This window comes from Paenibacillus sp. FSL H8-0537, assembly GCF_038051995.1.
Lineage (GTDB): Bacteria > Bacillota > Bacilli > Paenibacillales > Paenibacillaceae > Pristimantibacillus.
The window spans coordinates 6235033-6250833 of record NZ_CP150290.1 but is presented as its reverse complement, the minus strand read 5'-3'; the positions used below and the strand labels follow the sequence as shown (position 1 = coordinate 6250833).

At 35.9% G+C, this 15801-nt stretch carries 8 protein-coding genes; all 8 read left to right on the top strand.

Going from position 1 to position 15801, the window contains the following annotated elements; genetic code table 11:
- The first annotated feature begins 16 nt into the window (after nt 1–16).
- The 8 genes from MHB80_RS26370 (at nt 17) to MHB80_RS26335 (ending at nt 15425) form a co-directional block, all read left to right on the top strand.
- Nucleotides 17–1741 (top strand): TnsD family Tn7-like transposition protein, encoded by a 1725-nt coding sequence (locus tag MHB80_RS26370; protein ID WP_341279741.1) that lies wholly within the window; start codon nt 17–19, stop codon nt 1739–1741.
- Between the two features lie 143 nt (nt 1742–1884).
- A complete protein-coding gene (locus MHB80_RS26365) occupies nt 1885–3831 on the top strand; it encodes a TnsD family Tn7-like transposition protein (protein ID WP_341279740.1) in 1947 nt (648 codons plus the stop codon).
- 391 nt (nt 3832–4222) lie between these two features.
- Nucleotides 4223–5146 (top strand): ATP-binding protein, encoded by a 924-nt coding sequence (locus tag MHB80_RS26360; RefSeq protein ID WP_341279739.1) that lies wholly within the window; start codon nt 4223–4225, stop codon nt 5144–5146.
- A gap of 36 nt (nt 5147–5182) precedes the next feature.
- The gene (locus MHB80_RS26355; protein WP_341279738.1) at nt 5183–11485 is read left to right on the top strand and encodes an ATP-binding protein; all 6303 of its coding nucleotides are present in this window, start codon (nt 5183–5185) and stop codon (nt 11483–11485) included.
- Nucleotides 11451–12101, top strand: a complete 651-nt coding sequence (locus tag MHB80_RS26350) for a hypothetical protein (RefSeq protein WP_341279737.1) — start codon at nt 11451–11453, stop codon at nt 12099–12101. Before MHB80_RS26355 ends, MHB80_RS26350 begins: the two co-directional genes overlap by 35 nt.
- A 30-nt stretch (nt 12102–12131) precedes the next feature.
- Nucleotides 12132–12434, top strand: coding sequence for a hypothetical protein (locus tag MHB80_RS26345; RefSeq protein WP_341279736.1), 303 nt, complete (start codon nt 12132–12134; stop codon nt 12432–12434).
- Nucleotides 12435–12652: 218 nt separating this feature from the next.
- On the top strand, nt 12653–14131 hold the full coding sequence (locus MHB80_RS26340) for an AAA family ATPase (RefSeq protein ID WP_341279735.1): 1479 nt from the start codon (nt 12653–12655) through the stop codon (nt 14129–14131).
- Entirely contained in the window at nt 14124–15425 is a 1302-nt protein-coding gene (locus MHB80_RS26335) for a hypothetical protein (RefSeq protein WP_341279734.1), read from the top strand. The genes MHB80_RS26340 and MHB80_RS26335 overlap by 8 nt, the downstream gene beginning before the upstream one ends.
- Nucleotides 15426–15801: the final 376 nt, after the last annotated feature.

Sequence of the window (15801 nt, the reverse complement as noted above, 5' to 3'; positions counted from 1 at the left end):
AAAAAGGGTGATTGTATTGTTAGCGTATTTCCCCTCTTTATACCCAGATGAAATTATATACAGTGGAATTGCTAGATATCATCTGATGTCGGGTAATAGAACGCAGAAACAAACGATATTTGATTTATTTGGTAGCAGATTGGTATGTGCAACTGCAGATTTACCTAGTCATTTGAGTGCTTTGGCTGCTAGGAGCGGAACTGTCTATACCACAGAGGAACTTATCAAAAATCACACCCTTTATCCGTATTATACGTCCTATGGATCAAAAGATAAGGCAAAGGAATTGTTTCGCTTAATGGCAGAAGGGAGTAACAGGGGAGAATCTCATGTATTAATGGGGATTCCTGCTTGCAAAATCAAACTGCCGACCAAGTTGAAATATTGCAGTAGTTGCTATCAGGATGACACCAAGAAATATGGTGAGCCTTATTGGCATCGTTGTCATCAGTTGCCCGGTGTACATATATGCCCGATGCATAAGTCCATATTAAAGGTCAGTACGGTAGAATATTCAACTCTTCATCACAAATTTTCATTTGTTTCTTTAACAAATTATAATGAATCGGATTATACCGAACCTGTTGTTGACTCCAGTTGGTTGGATTATCTAACATTCATTGCTGTTCAATCGAATCTTCTACTACACTCCCAGCAAATAATTAAAGAGGAGAGCGCATCTTATAGAAAGCTACCATCAATGGAAGGCTACCGAACAGTAGGCGGTCGGGTAAGGATTAATCGCCTTATACAGAATTTTCGGAATAGCTACACGGATAAACTGCTGGAATATCTAGACTGTGGTATCGACTCAAATAGCTCTGATACATGGTTACATAAAATAATCAGGAATCAAGAAGAAATTACGCATCCACTAAGGCATTTATTAATTTTCGGCTTTCTTGAAAAATCTGTTGCTGGTTTTTCTGTCACCACCAATAATTTTCCATTTGGTAACGGCCCTTGGCCATGTCTCAATAAAGCGGCTGATCATTACAATCAAATGGTTATTGATAAATGTGTCGTTACTCGCTGCTCGACAACTACAAAGCCAGTTGGGACCTTTCATTGCAATTGCGGATTTATATATTCAAGAAGAGGTCCAGATACTTGCGATGAGGATATGAACCGAATAGGTAGAATTAAAAATTTTGGTTCGATTTGGTTAGATAAATTAAAGTGTCTTAATGAGAGCAGTATAACTCTTCGTCAGAAGGCAAAAATTCTGGGTGTTGACCCGGGGACTGTAAAGAATCAAACGGAGCTTCTCAATAGCAATAAAGCAGCTTTACGTACGAAGAAAAATCAAAATTATCTTGCCAGATCGAAAAGAAACAGAAATAACGAGAAAGGATTCTTACAAACAAAGGTTAAACGAAAAGTGGATTGGAATCAGCGAGACGAGATTTTGTATGTTTTGGTGGTAGAGACAGTTGGACAGATGAAACGGTTACCTAATCCGGAAAGAATATCGTTGGCCTCAATAGCTAGACATACGGATTTGGGACAACTGAAACAAAAACTTATAAAGAATTTAAATAAGCTCCCAAAAACCAATGAATTTATTAATAAGCACATAGATTCTACAGAGGCATATCAAATTCGTAGGTTAATTTGGGCTGCAAATAGGCTTCATGAGGTGGAAGGTAGGATGTCAGGGTGGAGAGTACTGAAGTTAGCTGGTTTAAACCATCCCCTGCGAAAAGAAGTGGAAATAAAATTCATGGAATTACTCAGATAATTATTTTTGATTTGCATAGAAAAAATTTAATAGAAGGTTAACCGGTGTCTCCTTGTTAAATACTCGATTGAAAATAGTTTGTCAAACAAGCAGAAAATTTTAAAAACTTCAATAGACGAATCACTGAAAAAGGAAGGATAATATTGTCGAGCTTAGCATTTTTTCCACCACTGTATCCGGACGAAGATATCAGAAGTATTATCTATAGATACCACCTTATGTCACCTAATCCAGCATTGCGAGACACCAAGGAGGAGCTATTTGAATTAATTTCTCACAAAAATCCAATGTTTCCTACTAACTTGATTAAGTTGTACGAAAAATTACCGTATGGTCATCCGTTTGAACCAGGTTATTTTATTAGCCATCACACTTGGGGAAGACTCATTAGTTGTTTTTTAACCAAGGCAGACCAAGACAATGAGAATGAACTTGTTCGTATTCCCAGTGGAAATTATAAAGCTCACATATATCATGGGACATACCTATTTTCAAAACAGGTTAAATATTGCTCTACATGCCTACACGAAGACTATGAGAAATACGGCGAATGTTACGTTCATCGCGCACATCAATTCGATTTTATTGATTGTTGTCATTTGCATCATGTTGAACTGATAGATGGTTGCCCTAATTGTATGTGTCCACTTAGTAAGGACTACGCAGAAGCCTTGTTGTCGACGCCCAGATGCCCTAGATGCCTAAGTGAAATTAAAATAAATAGAATTCGTAAACAATATTCTATATATGACTATCAGAATACTCTACTTGAAGATCTTTATACATTAAACTCTCTGTCGGACATCATTCATGCTGAATATATACAAAGTAAAATTATGATGAAAATGTGGGAGCTTAATTTTATCCATTATCGAGGTCGGTTTATGCGCTCCGAGTTATTGAAAAAAATAGTAGATAACCATAGTCCTGCACAACTAGAGGTCACAGGATTAAATGCTAGTACACTACTATCGAAACATTTTACCGCACGCTTTTTAAACCCGCATCATATGAAGGCGCACATTCTTTTTTATGTCCAGATAATAAGGTATCTTTTCGGTTCAGTAGCAATTTTTTTGAATTATGAGCATCCTATTGCAAATCCAATTCCATTTGGTCATGGTCCATGGGAATGTCTAAACTCTATATGTATTCAGAATGGAAAGAAAACAATTCAAAGATGTGACCGTAAGTTGAAAATCTCAGGAGGGAGTTCAGTTACAACAACATTTCAATGCGTAGTATGCGGGTTTACTTATTCGAAAAGATGGATGCGTGGAAGACAAGAAACCAATAATCCATTTATTGTTTCGATGGGTCATTTATGGTATGAAAAAGTATTATCTTTATATGCAGAAGGATTCAACTCATATCAAATTCATAAGGAAACCGGATTTTCTGAAACCACAATCTCAAGTTATATTAAAAAGCTAAAAAAATCTAAGTTCATTCTTTCTAATGAAAATCTACTATTAATTCCTCCAGACACCGTAAAGAGCTTTGAACAGATGGTCGATACAACTTCTGATGAAACAAAGGAAATATATCGATTGACTCTGTTACAAACTTCCCAGATTAATCAAACAAATAAGCGACTTTTCCTGCTGCGTATGCATCCTCGAGAGTATAATTGGTTATGTAGAAACGATAGCGCATGGATGGATGAGTGTTTTCCAAGGAAAAAAGCAATTAGAGCAAAGATAGATCTTCACTTTTTTGATGAAATACTATCACAAAAGATACATACAATAGCAGCAGTATTAAAAGAGGATTCAAATTTTCAAATTAGGAAATATACAATACTTAATCGGCTATCTCCTTTAGAAAAGTCACGGTTGCAATCATTTAATGAAGATCGATTGCCTGCAAGTCACAAATCACTAATTGAATCCATCGAGGATATAGATTCCTATCTAATTAGGAGTGTAGAAAGAGTTGCCACAAAGCTTAGGAGCAAATCCAGCTATCAAAATATTTCATTTGATGCATTAATAAGTTATTCAAAATTATTTGAGTCATGTAGTCCCAAATTGAAAATAAAAATAGAGGATTTCCTAAGACAGTACAATGAGGATATGAGTGATATTTAAATCATGGATATATGGGTTGAATGTTCTTCAGTTGAGTCTTAGGAGATTTAAAAGAGGGGGCTCAGCTTGCCGAGAGATAACAAATTGTTTAGGTAATTGGGTAATTTCATTAAATAAAGATCTTGTATTCGTAAAAACGTTATATCCATGCACAGTGAAAGTACAGAAAGCTAGATTAGAAGCTAGCTATCCAAATAAATGATTAGATTGTAGAAAAAAAGGATGAGCAGCATGTGTATTAACACAATCGCCACTCATCCTTTTTAACATACTGCTATAGGCTTATTATTTGGTGAAATTTTGGGTATGAAGTAGGATTTTCTCGTTAGATGTCGAATTTTTACAGTTAACATATAATCCGTTGAGCATAATGTTAGAGCGAGGTGTGTCTATGGATAAAATTATTGAATTAATCGAATACGGATATGAGTGCGATTATCTGGATTTCAAAGAGAAACAGTACCATAAAGACAAGAGTATGGATTTACTAATGGATATAATGGCTATGGCCAACTCTCGGCATAATGGAGATAAATTCATAGTTGTTGGAGTCAAGGATCGACCAGAAGGTAAGGAGATAAAGGGAATAAATCCGAAAGAATTTATAGATTCGTCTAATTATGTTCAGCTAGTTCTAAATAACATCGAACCTGAAATACAGTTTGATTATTTCAAATATGAATACAAAGGATCAGTGTTAGGCATTTTTAGAGTTTTTGAAACAGACAATAAGCCGTATATGATGAGAAAGAAATACGATAGACTTAATGAGGGATATTGCTTAATACGTAAAGGAAGTACGAATATGGTGGCTAAACGCAGCGACTTTGATTATATGTATTTAAACAAAGGACAGTTCGAGATAAGATTCCTAGAACAGGCACTACACGCTGTATACGATGCAGAAGGTTGCGCATCTATTGAAGTTGCGTTTGCTAATACAAAAGAATTACCTATTACGATAATCGGTGGCATATTATATGTTCACAATAATCAAGGAAAAGAACTATCTAGGCACCATGTATATGGATTGGATAAATTTATGGGTGCGGATTTCAAATTAGCGGTACCGCCAAAAACAGAAATAGTTGGCCACTTGATGGTTGGTTTTGAATCATCAGATCCATTTAGATTAAATATTGATGAGCACGGAATATGTGCTGAGGAGTACGTATTCGAACTTCTGCTAGTGGATACACGAGAGAAACGATATTCCGCAACTATGAATAATGCAAGAGTTTTTGTGATCGGCGACTTTCTTTGGAAGGTGAAAGAACAGAAGGGGATTCCACATAAGTTTCGGACGCATAGATGATGAAAGTTGATTCTGACTATAGTTGGGGGATAATTAGTGGAGAACGAACTTGTTAGGTATTCAAGAGCCGGTGACATTTTTCATTACCGTTGGGCTGCCCGCCGGTGTCTGCGTTTAATCTCACCTAAGTCTCGAATAAACCAAATTGTGATTGAGGGTTCTAAGGAGAATAAACTTGCAGGAGAATATGTTATTGATGTTGCTGAATACGCTGATTCGCTAACTAGACAAGGATTTCAAGATGTAGCTTATTATCAGTTGAAACACACCACTGTTCATAAAAATAACCCTTTTGATCTTAGTGATCTTAAGGAAACATTTGAGGGCTTTTCAAAACGGTTTCAGAAGCTTATCAGTGCCAATACTCAAGTCGATAGTGCCATCTTTACTATAGTCACAAATAGACCAATTAATCAAAATCTTAAAGAGAATATTGAAAAATTATCTATTGGTGCGAAAGCTAATGCAAAGTATAAAAACACATTATCAAAATATACACAGCTGCCCGATGAAGATCTAAAAAAGTTTTGTGCTTGTATAAAATTCGCAGATGGTGAAGGGGACTATAATGCACAGAAGTATAGGCTTCATGTAGAAATATCTCAGTTGGTTGCCGGAAGCATCGATAACCCTGAAATAGAAAGCATTACTGGACTAGTTCGTGACAAGGCTTTACCAGATTCAAATGGTGTAATTGTTCGCGAAGAAATACTTGAAAAGTTTAAAGTTACGTCTGAACGTGATCTCTTTCCTGCCCCACCTGAGTTCGAAAAAATTGGAACTCTTGTACATAGAGAGCAGCATAATGACTTGTTGAAAACCATTTTAGCATCAACAGCCCCGTTGATCATACATGCTCCTGGAGGAGTAGGAAAGACGGCCTTTGCTCGACAAATAGCCAAATCATTACCTGTTGGATCTTTCGGCGTTGTATATGATTGCTTTGGTGGTGGACGTTATCGTAATCGGAGCGAAGTGAGGCATCACCATCGCCAAGCATTTGTTCAGATTGTTAATGAATTGGCTGTACAAGGCCTTTGCGATCCACTACTAGTGAGTTCCGGCGCATCTGAAACAGATATATTAAGAAAGTTCTTCGACAGAATTGAAACTGCAGTTATCGCTATGAAGAAATCAAATAGCAATGCAGTCCTAGTGATTCTAATAGATGCAGCCGATAATGCTGAAATGGCCGCGGCGGAGTTCAATCATCATTGCTTTGCTCATGAACTTCTCCGTGAACGTATAATCGAAGGTGTTAAAATAGTTGCCCTTTGTAGAACCGAGCGTATACATTTACTCCAGCCGCCTAGTAACATCCAACAGTTTGAGTTGGAACCATTTTCGGAGAAAGAGTCTTTTGATTATTTAAGGTCTCATTATACGCAAGCGTCTAAAGAGGATGGAGTAGAATTTCATAGACTTACTAGTGGCAATCCACGTGTACAGTCAAATGCTTTAAGTTTAAATCGTAGTACGATTACTGACGTATTCTCCAATCTTGGAAGTGTTGGAACCACTGTCAATGAACAAATAGAAGGACAATTAATGTCAGCAATTGATTCAATAAGTGATAAATTTCATGGTGATTACAAGAAACAAATCGACTCTATCTGTGTAGGTCTTGCGACATTACCTCCCTTTATTCCGTTGAAGATACTAGCTAGGACTGCTGATGTTGAGGAGTCTACTATAAGAAGTTTTGTTGCAGATATAGGACGTCCACTATGGCTTTCTGATTCCTCGGTTCAGTTTAGAGATGAGCCTACGGAAACTTGGTTTAGGGAAACTTATGCAGCATCGAAGGAACAAATTGAGTTTTTTATTGATCAAATCAAACCATTAGCTAACGAGTATTCATATGTGGCTTCTGCTATGCCTTCTCTGTTATTGCAAGCAGGGAAGAACATTGAGCTTGTTGAATTAGCATTATCCGACAATTATCTTCCCGATAATCCCATTGATAAGAGAAATGTTCGAGTGTACCGTCTTCAATTTGCATTTAAGGCTTCTTTGAAACAAGAAAGCTTTGTCGAGGCAATAAAGTTAGCTTTACGAGCAGGTGAAGAGGTAGCAGGTGATAAACGGCAGTTCGAACTCCTTGCAAGCAATATTGATCTAATCGCGCCTTTACAAGATGAACAACGTGTACAGGAATTTGCTTTTCGTCGTTTGTTTAGTGGTTCTTGGAGAGGATCAGAGAATGTTTACTCAGCAGCATTGTTATCAACAGTCATGAATTTTAGAGGGGAAGCCAGAAGCTTTCTTAGGGCTGCTGAGAATTGGTTGAGTTTATACTTTCAGGATAGAGATAAGGAAGAAGAAGTTATTCCATTTCAGCATGAACAATTAAAAAATGAAGAAATTGTGGAACTCGTATACACATATTTTAATTTATATGGGATAGAAAAGGCCTTTGAATTTCTTATTAGTTGGCACCCGGAGAAAGTAATCTATCATATTTCTAGGCAACTGTTTAGACGGCTTATGGACCTAGGGGAAGTATCTGCTGCAACGCAATTAGCAAAACTTGGTTCACGTAATCAGTATTTAATAATTGCTTTTGCACATGAGTCCTTAGATATCGGACATATTCCTAATTCGGATTTACTCTGCTCTTGCCTTGATTTACTAACTACAAAACGGGCTAGAATTTCAAAAATACAAAATACCTTTCAAGACACCACACCTCAATCACTTATCTCATTTCTTGAATCTTGCGCAGCAAACAAGTTACCGAAGGGGAAAATCATCCGGGTTCTAAATCATTATTTTACTCAAAGTGCTTCACGGTCTATTACAAGCGATTATGATAATAAAGATCGTGCCATTTTTATGCGTGCCCTAGCATTAAAAAAAGTATTACTTTCAGACCTTGAATTCGATATTAATGAATTGCTTCCAATGGATTTACAACAGAATAGAGAATATAAGGACGAACAAAAGGTAACAGAAATAAAAGAGGTAATTGGCGGATTATTACCTTGGTATATGCTGCGGATACGCTGTTTAGTAGGGGATATTCTTGATTTTGATAATGAAGTAGCGGAAGTGAAAAAGAAATCAGGATCAGCAACAGCGAGTCGATATAGAGACTATGATAGTTTACCGACGGAAATAGCTAGAATATGTTGTGACATTTTGATGTTTCATAAATTTTCTGGACAAATTTCAATCAAAGGTTTTTATGAAAATTATATAAAGAGTAACGGGATGTTTCTTCCTGATCATCTAAAATTAGTTCGTTCTGCTTTCCGATTAAGCCACTTAGCTGAACAGAAGCGCGATTTTGAACAATATGCTTATGACGTAATCCGTTCTGCTACAGACATTGGCCCAGAGGAACGGGCAAACTGTTACATTGATCTTGCACGAGCATTGATTAATGTAAATCGTGATGATGCCGCGGTTTACTTCAATTTTGCAATCGATGCCGTTTCGAAATTTGGCGATGAAATCGTCGAGAGATGGGAAGCAGTTATTCCCCTAGCCAACCAAAGAAAAGTAGATGAATTTGCACCTTACGATATAGCTTACAGATTTATACGTTGTGCAGAGCTTATAGGAGAAAATGTAGCTCGAGAAAAGTATTGGGACAGAGACGAGGCTGTTAGGACTTGTATTCGATTGTCCCCGGTAACTGGAATCGCTGCACTAAGCAGATGGCGGGACCGCGAAATTGGTCGATTTAATCGTCAATTAATTGCTATGTCCGAGGAAATAGTAAGAAGCGGCTACGTTGTACCAACGGTAGCATGGTCCCTTTCTGCGTTTATGACGGAGTTCGAAATATGGGATTTCTCAAGATTATGTATAGAGAAGGAAACATCACATGAAAATCGGAAGTATATTTTTAAATCAGTCATTAAAGAGCTTAGAATAAACGGAGTTGAAGGGGAAGTTTGGGAAAAGATTGCTGAAACGGCTAAAAAGTACTCTTTACAAAGTAATCTATTGGATGAAGTTATTGCTTATAATCGCGACATTATTGATGAAGAAGGGAATATTCTTAACCAAGAAAGTACTCCCTCGCTTCGTGTACAGTTGGAAGAGAGTGCGATTGATTGGAACGATCTGCTGCATGATTTGAACTTGGTTTCATCTAATGGATTAAGACAAGCTATCCTACGCTATGATGGACTTCCTCGGACTGTGCGAAACAGCGAGTCCTTATGGCGTGAAGTCTACAATCGAATTTCCGATAGTGAAGCGAAGAAATTTTTGTATGAGCTTATTAAAGTAGATGAAGCCGATTTTTATGATATACAGAATGCGCTTTTGCTAGTGCCGGAAGAATGGCATCGCAAAATGAGCATTAAATTAGAGTGGCCCCAAATCATGCAATACGTAGGGAAACGATTTGCTACGTTTTTGCTGGAAAGGGGATCAATCTCTTTTTTCACTAGGAGACTTCATTTAGGGGCGGAAAATATACCTTTTATTCAAAAAGGAATAATCGAAGGATTAGCAACCCAGGGAGATTTGGTTCATGCAACTACATTTTTTGGCTTTGTAACTGTTGCTTCGAAACATATCTCAACACAGGAAGCAACTGATTTACTTGACTTCGCATTATCGAGATTCGAACTACATATTGATTCTGAGTACGCTGATGGACCATGGTCTCAATTGTTGTTACCGCTGGTTCACATGGATAGTGCTTTTACAGGTTTTGTTTGGTCTGCTTTAGGTTCTCCAAGATCTTCAACACGCTGGTGTGCCGTTCACTGTGTTCGTAGACTCGCTGAAGCTCAATGCAGGGATGAGATCGATGCTTTAATTGATTGGATGGAAAGGGATACTGTTGATGCATTTGGGGCTAATAAATTTCCGTTCTACAACTTACATGCAAGATTATATTTATTAATTTCATTTGCTCGAGCATCAATTGATAATCCGCACATATTGCTGCATCGTAGTGATGTTTTCTATAAATATGCCGTACAATCTTCTCCTCATATGCTTATTCAAAAATATGCAGCTGATATTGCACTCAATATCGAGAAGGCTCATCCAGGGACTTACTCGAAAGAAGTAGTTGACGAACTTCAAAAAGTGGGGAGAAGTCAATTTGATAAGGTTGAATTAGAGGACAGTTGGGAAACAAGAGATAGTTATTGGCATGCTAACGAGACGATTGATACTAGTTTGAATTTTCATCATGGATACGATTTTGATAGCTACTGGTTTGAACCATTAGGGAGAGTATTCGGAATTTCCAGTGAGCAAGTGGAGGATATTGCTACTGAAGTTGTTGTTAGTGAATGGAAAATGCTGCTGGATGGTGGATATAAAAATGATCCGCGCCACTCTTTGTGGAGATCGTCGAGAGAACAACAAGGAACTTATCATAGTCATGGGAGTTACCCAAGAATAGACGATTATAATTTTTATCTATCATATCATGCCATGCTTGTTGTAGCTTCAAGGCTGCTAGAGAAAATACCTGTTGTCCACAACTCAGATTGGTATGAAGATGAGTGGCATGATTGGTTACAACGACACGTATTGACTCGCAGTGATGGTTATTGGGTATATGACCGTAGAGATCCTATTCCTTTGTATAGAAGGGAATGGATTAATGAAGTGAGAAATCCAGATTGGCGTGAAGAGATATCAAATAATGATTTTCTTGATGGCATATTGTCTGAAAGAAACGGAGAACTATGGCTAAACGTGCGCGGAGCTTGGGAGGATGGAGATAGTGAAAGATCGGAAAGTTTCTATATTGTAAGCTCTCTCGTATCATCGGACAATGCTCAATCTCTTTTGCATGCATTAAGCACATGTTCGAATCCTCATGATTTTAAGTTGCCTGATTACGAAGAAGATGAAATGGAAATAGACGTGGATACTTTTAAACTTAAAGGTTGGGTATATCAAGAGGAAGCATATAAGCGTCTGGATGAGTTCGATCCGCATTCTGCTAAAGTAGATTACCCGCCTTATAAAATTGGGAACTTAATCGCCGAGAAAATGAAAATATCCTCTGATTATGAGAAGCGGGAATGGACTTTGGCTGATGAGAGGAGAGCGTCAGTAATTTGTGAAATCTGGGCGCCTATTCATGATAGTCATGAAGACGAGGAACTACGCAGTGGTAATCGACTAACAGCATCGCTCTCATTTCTAAAAAGACTTTGTACTGAATTCCAAAGTGAATTAATTATTGAAATTCAAATTAGAAGAAGATTTAGGCAGAAATCATATATGAGAGGTGTGGAGTCAGATGAGTATAAGCCACCGCTTAGCAAATTATTTATCTTCTCAGCCGATGGAAGACTCAGAGATTCAGAGACGCACTATGAACTTAGGCAAAGCTCTAGTCAAAGAGCTTAATTTGGACCCCGGTGTAGATACCACTGCTCGATGGATGGCGCATTATATCGCGGAACAAATTGAGATTGCCGAACACAGTTCAGGTATTCAGAAACAAATGGCGGAAGAACGTTGTTTTGAAACGATACTAAAATTATGGAATCACAAATTATCATTCCCAAGAGGCTCAAGGCCTTTTGAAAACTTTGAGCCTATACTTCGTACACTTGCACGACTTGATCCTGAGAATGATCGCCATTTCTTCTTTGAAAGTAAAGAGGATGCAACGGAAAATGTTCCGGAAGAAGTTCAAAAGTGGATGGATATAGCAAACGAAATAGATGAAGCGGCACGTGTCTGGCTGAAGTATGTTTTTGAAAAAGCTGTAATGGCTGCAACTGATAATTCTACAATTGAATGGTTAGAAAACTCAGTAGCACTTCAGGAAGAAGACAAATTCTCAGTGATCTTTAGAGATTTGCATAGTGATATTGATGATATTTGGGGAGAAGGCCAAAAAGAAAATGAAAGGAAGCGAAAGATTATAATTTCGAGGATTAAGAAACTGGAGGCTTTCGCAGAAATGAACCAATTGTTATTAACGGAATATGGGGATGAACTTAAGAAGTATGAGTAAGCAGCCGCGGCAAACCAGTGGTGCATTATTATGGTGTCTGAACGGTTCTCATTTTACAGCAACATGGGTAAACCGAGAGCCATGACAGGCGGTTCAGAGGAGATAAAGATTTTGATTTCTTTTCTAGAAAATTTATTGAAGGCTTATATTGCTCAAAATGAAGATGATTCTCCTGCGCTAAGCCGATTTACCGGTTTATCATGTGGTTTTTTATTGGAACAACATGAGAATTTAAAGTATCACTCGAAAAAGGGGATATTTTACTATTTAATGGTTAACCGAGTGATTCTTGACGGCTATTATGAGAAAGATTTATATACGGATGTGAAGTAGCTGAAAGATTGGGAGGTTGTTCTGTCTCGGCAGGATCGCTAAAGCGGGTTCACGATCGAAGAATTCAATAGGAAGCGTCTACCGGTTCCGAATTACGTCTCTTGCCATTGAAATTGAAATTACACTACGTATAGCGGATGAGTTTAGTGTTCATAGGTAGATCAGCAAGCTGAAATGTAGCGGTAGGTTCTGCAAATATGATAACAGAGGAGTTTATAATGAGTGAATTTCGATTGGTTTGCTTCAGTTCGGAGATTCTATATGGAAATGATGTTATTGTAGATTTCATTAATCCCAATAAAGAATTTGATAAAAATCTTTTAAGCACTTTAATCATTGGTCCAAATGGAACTGGAAAAAGTCGGTTGTTATCCACAATTTGCGAAGTGTTTAGAAGTCTTGAAAGACTCAAAAATGAGACTTCAAATCTTCAAAATGATCCGTTTAAAGCGGAATTCTATTTAAGTTATTATTATAATGAGAATTACTTTGAGGTAGAACAAAGAAACAATAATTATAAATTTAAATGTAACAGTAAAATTATTGAGCCTAGAGATTTATGGTTACCTCAAAAAGTGCTCGCTGTATCTTTTATGGTAAATGACAAATTCCTTTATAATAAAACTGAATTTGGTGAAGACAAAATATATGAATATTTAGGAGTAAGACATACATCAAATGCTACTTTTGTTAATACAGTAGTTAGAAGAATTATTGATAATATTATTGAGTTATCTGTAAATAATGAATTTATAATAAATCTAAAATCAATATTAGAATTTCTGAAACTAGATAATAAAATTAGGATTTACTTTGGGGCAGGTAAAAGAAAGAAAACAGTGTTTAATAAAAAAATTAACGAAAAGGAAATAGAGAATTTACTAGAGAAAATAAGTGAGAGATCCGATTATAGATCAGATGGGTTAAAAAAATATTCGCGAGAAGATGTATATGAAATCGTTGAGTTTTTAAATAACCGTATTCTTCATTCCAAAAATATAAAGAGAGATAACGGATCTTCTTTATATTATGATATTGATTTGGATAGTGCAGAGAATAACATCGCAATTAATAAAGACTATGATGTTCTGAATAAACTAATAAAATTAGGATATATTCAATATCCTACTTTGCATATTGGGAGAGAAAGTTCATTTGACTTTGAGTTAGCAAGTTCAGGAGAAAAACAGTTTTTATTCACAATGATCAATATTTTATCTAAGATCGAACATGGCTCGATTGTATTAATAGATGAACCGGAAATAAGTTTGCATCCAAACTGGCAAATAAATTATATCAACTATCTTAAAAGTATATTTTCTCATTATAGGTCTTGTCATTTTATTATAGCAACTCATTCACATTTTATGATTTCTGACCTTGAGCCTAATTCATCATCTATTGTTTCCTTGAAAATAAAGAATAATTCTGTTAGGGCACAATTACATGATGAAGATACGTTTGGTTGGTCTGTAGATGACATTTTGTATAATATCTTTGATGTATTTACTACACGGAATCTGTATATTGCTCGTGAGATAGATTCCTTTCTTGCTAAAATTAGTAAAGGTGTTGAAAATAAAGCGCTCAAAAAGGAATTAAGCAAACTTATAGAGATTCGTAGACATTTAAAAGAAAATGATCCATTGAGAGATGTTTTGAATATGATAATAAGTAGGGTTGATGATAATGACTAATCCATATACTTTTACACAGGATGAAATCGATTTAGTAAGAAATAACTTTAATTTTATTGATTCTAAGTTATGGACAAAAGAGATATTTACCGAATTGAAAAGAAAAATAAGACTTTACTTATTGACTCTAAATGATAAGAAATGTTTCTATTGCAAAACTGATTTAGTATCTGGGACCAATACAATACCAATTGAACATATAGTTGATAAAGGGAATCATCCTTTATATACGTTTGAACCACATAATCTTACTATTTCATGTAACTTGTGTAATTCCGGTAAGGGGACAACTGAAGTACTATTTAATCCAAATACAACAGTCTATCCCTTTAATAACAAAGATGCTTTTAAAATTATCCACGCATATTATGATATATATGACTTACATATACGTATTGATAGTAATGTTTTACACGTTGGATTGTCAGAGAAAGGCCATAGTACTATTGAGATTTGTAAGTTATTCCGGAGTAAGCTCGCCGAAGAAAAATTGCTGGATTATAGATTGAGCATCAGTCATGAAAGTGAATTACTAATGGAAAAATTAACTCGAACAAAAGATCCAAATGAAATGGCTAGAATTATTAACTTGGTTTCAAAAATTTTAGATAGGTTTTCTGTAAACGATGATTCAGTTAGGCTAATTTCATTGATGCAACAAGAAGAGAATATACTATTATCTGTAGAGAAGATTAGATCTAAAAGAGTTATCGCTCAAATTATCGATAACATTACAGACATGCAGTTATCATACTTTGAGATGTTCATCAGAAAAATAGATATAATGAAATTTTTGAAAAATCTAATTTCCGATCGTTCCATTAAAAAAATATTAGATGAATTAATTTCTAAAGATGGAATTAATAATATAAACCACTCTCATAGATTGAATAAAATAAGAGATATTATTGAAAATAATTTTAGTAGTAATGATTGTGATCAAATATTTTTGGTGATTAAAAATAAATACTCTTATGAGAAACATGAAATTCAAGCTGAAATAGTAAATTCCCGTGACATATTAATTAATTTGTTTGAAGTTGAAAAAATGTTAAATTTAATATTTAAAATTCGTCAAAATACATCTATTAGACTCGTGGATATTACTGAACAACAAAAAAACCTTATAATTCCATTAGTTGATAAGGTGTTAGATCGACAAAACGTACCGGTATCAGAAAAATCTCTTGCAATCTTACTAAAGAAAATTTTTCTCATTAGAGATTTAATGATTAGGTTTAGTTCTGAAAATTTGCTTGATTATAGAGATGTTGTAGTGAAATTAATTTCATAGTTTCTTAATTGACCGTGTGACAAATTCATAATCTAAAGCTGCAATATGACTCAAACAGTTCGACTTGGCATTTGAGGATTTGGTAAGATATTTTTAGTCTCCCTTGACTATGGTTCCCAACTTTTATTACATGGTAATGTCTAGTGGTTCCAGACTTTTTATTTTGCGTGTTTATCACATGTCGCTGTAAACCCAATAAAATCAACAAAATTAGTTCCAGAGATTTTTATCACCTGACACTTTTTGTCCAGTGATAAAAAAGTGTGGAACCAGTGACAAAAGTCTGGAACCGCTAGAACAGTCCCGATGATGCTTTGTTTAGATCATCGGGATATTTTTATTCAGAAGGGATTGTAGCTAATGCTTGGGGAACGAA

What these genes read in the sequence shown, in the direction of transcription:
- MHB80_RS26345 (WP_341279736.1), top strand. Translation starts at nt 12,132, where the DNA reads ATGGTGTCTGAACGGTTCTCATTTTACAGCAACATGGGTAAACCGAGA.
- MHB80_RS26360 (WP_341279739.1), top strand. Translation starts at nt 4,223, where the DNA reads ATGGATAAAATTATTGAATTAATCGAATACGGATATGAGTGCGATTAT.
- MHB80_RS26340 (WP_341279735.1), top strand. Translation starts at nt 12,653, where the DNA reads ATGAGTGAATTTCGATTGGTTTGCTTCAGTTCGGAGATTCTATATGGA.
- MHB80_RS26335 (WP_341279734.1), top strand. Translation starts at nt 14,124, where the DNA reads ATGACTAATCCATATACTTTTACACAGGATGAAATCGATTTAGTAAGA.
- MHB80_RS26350 (WP_341279737.1), top strand. Translation starts at nt 11,451, where the DNA reads ATGAACTTAGGCAAAGCTCTAGTCAAAGAGCTTAATTTGGACCCCGGT.